Raw genomic sequence first — 1,931 nt, 5'->3', positions numbered from 1 at the left:
CAAACATCCCACCGCCTTAGGACAGCCTGGGGCCGACTGCTGGCCCGAAGCCTGGTCGGTCATCCAGCCGTTAATCGAGCAGGTACGAACCACCCGAGAAGCTACCTGGAGTCAGGATCAATTCATTCCTATTTACCGCAATGGCCAGCTCCAGGAAGTGTACTGGACCTTTAGTTACAGCCCTATTCTGGACGAAACCAACCAGGTCAGAGGTGTGCTGGCGATTGTTCATGAAACCACCCAACAGGTTCAGAATGCCAGTCGGCTCCTGCGGCAGACGGCCGAATTAGCCCAGGCCAATGCCGAACTGAACCGCTCCAATCAGAATCTGCAACAGTTTGCTTACGTGGCCAGTCATGACTTGCAGGAGCCCCTGCGCAAGATTCTCTCGTTTGGCTACTTGCTAAAAGACCAGTACGGACCTCAGTTGGGCGAAGGCATTACCTATCTGGAGCGCATGCAGGCGGCGGCCAGTCGCATGTCCGTACTCATTAAAGACCTGTTGACCTTCTCCCGCATCACAACTCAACAGGAGGCAAGAACCCCAGTGTCTTTGACACAAGTAGTGACTACTATCCTGACCGATTTAGAGCTGCGCATCCAGGAAACGGATGCCCTTGTTTTAGTGGAGACCTTACCGGATATTCAGGGTGACCGATCGCAGTTAGAGCAACTGTTTCAGAATTTACTCAGTAATGCCCTGAAGTTTCGCCGGGTGGATGAGTCTGGCGTTGCGCTCCCACCCCAAATCCATATCCGTGCCCAGCTTATAGAGGCTACTAAGTTACCGGCTTCGGTAAAGCCCACTATGGTGGCTAAATCTTATCATCATATTGAGGTAGCCGACAATGGGATTGGCTTTGATGAGAAATACCTGGATCGCATCTTTCAGGTCTTTCAGCGGTTGCATGGCCGAAGCGAATTTACGGGTACAGGTATTGGGTTAGCCATCTGTGAAAAAATAGTGATCAATCATGGGGGCGCTATTACGGCGTGCAGTCAAGTGGGGCAAGGGGCGATCTTCAGTGTATACTTACCGGCCTAAAAAGCGAAGGATGGGCTACCGAATGACAATTGGTAAAACGGCTAATGAGGGTATATCTAAGGGAGTAGAGTCGGGTATACCCCCGATGATGAGTAGTCCTACTGGATAAGCTAGGCAAATAGGTTTTAGGGCTTAGAAATACTGTTCTGCTAACAGTCATCAGTACTCACTAAACTTAAAAAGAGTTGTTTATGCCTGCATTTGCTACACTGAAAGCACCTTCTAGAGACCTGTTGGGCTTATTTGCTATTTTCCTCAATTACTCGTAGGTTAGTAACTGGGCAACAGCAATCAACCCATGAAGCAGCCAGTCAACCGACTATATAAGCTAGTAGGACTACTGGGAACGGGCCTACTGGTTATCTTTGTCATTATACCAACCGTGATTCTAGTCAGTACCCTAGCCATACTTCATAAATCGAACCGGCTTTATATGCTGGTCTCAGTACTGATCGCGATGGTGTTGCTCGCTAAATGGATGAGGTTGATGCCGCGTTTTTAATACTTTATGGCTCTTATAATCGACTTGGTGCTCGTCCATTGGGCTTAGCCAACCTACTATCGTTTGGATCGAAAAAAAATACTTGATGTTACACCCAACTGGTTGAGCCCTTGTACCGTGAAACCACTCAAAGAATACCCTCCTTTTATCATCGCGGCCTTTATGGTGGTGGTTATTCTCTATATAGCCATGCTCATCTGGCTATACCGTCATAATCAGCACTTGCCTTAATTAAGGGGTCACTCCTTCAAGAATGGCTAGGCTTGTGTACATACCCATAAGAAAATCGAGTCGCTTAGACGCCTAACAAGTCAGGCCACCTCAATCTGAAGTGGCCTGCCCTAATTCTGTTTTATGAAATCCATTTGCATGCTATAACCAGGG

Annotated in this window: 3 protein-coding genes; all 3 read left to right on the top strand. The window is 48.2% G+C overall.

The window, feature by feature from the left end; all coding sequences use genetic code 11:
* Positions 1 to 1,045: sensor histidine kinase (locus GO755_RS40555; RefSeq protein ID WP_157591154.1), on the top strand; the 1,045-nt coding region annotated here is incomplete at its 5' end.
* 298 nt (positions 1,046 to 1,343) lie between these two features.
* Positions 1,344 to 1,547, top strand: coding sequence for a hypothetical protein (locus GO755_RS40550; RefSeq protein ID WP_157591153.1), 204 nt, complete (start codon positions 1,344 to 1,346; stop codon positions 1,545 to 1,547).
* A gap of 63 nt (positions 1,548 to 1,610) precedes the next feature.
* Positions 1,611 to 1,778: a hypothetical protein gene (locus tag GO755_RS41725; RefSeq protein WP_157591152.1), complete on the top strand. Its 168-nt coding sequence runs from the start codon at positions 1,611 to 1,613 to the stop codon at positions 1,776 to 1,778.
* Positions 1,779 to 1,931: the final 153 nt, after the last annotated feature.

The sequence above is a fragment of the Spirosoma arboris genome, from assembly GCF_009754945.1.
Taxonomy (GTDB): domain Bacteria; phylum Bacteroidota; class Bacteroidia; order Cytophagales; family Spirosomataceae; genus Spirosoma; species Spirosoma arboris.
The sequence above is the reverse complement of the archived record's forward strand: the minus strand, read 5'-3'. Positions and strand labels throughout refer to the sequence as shown.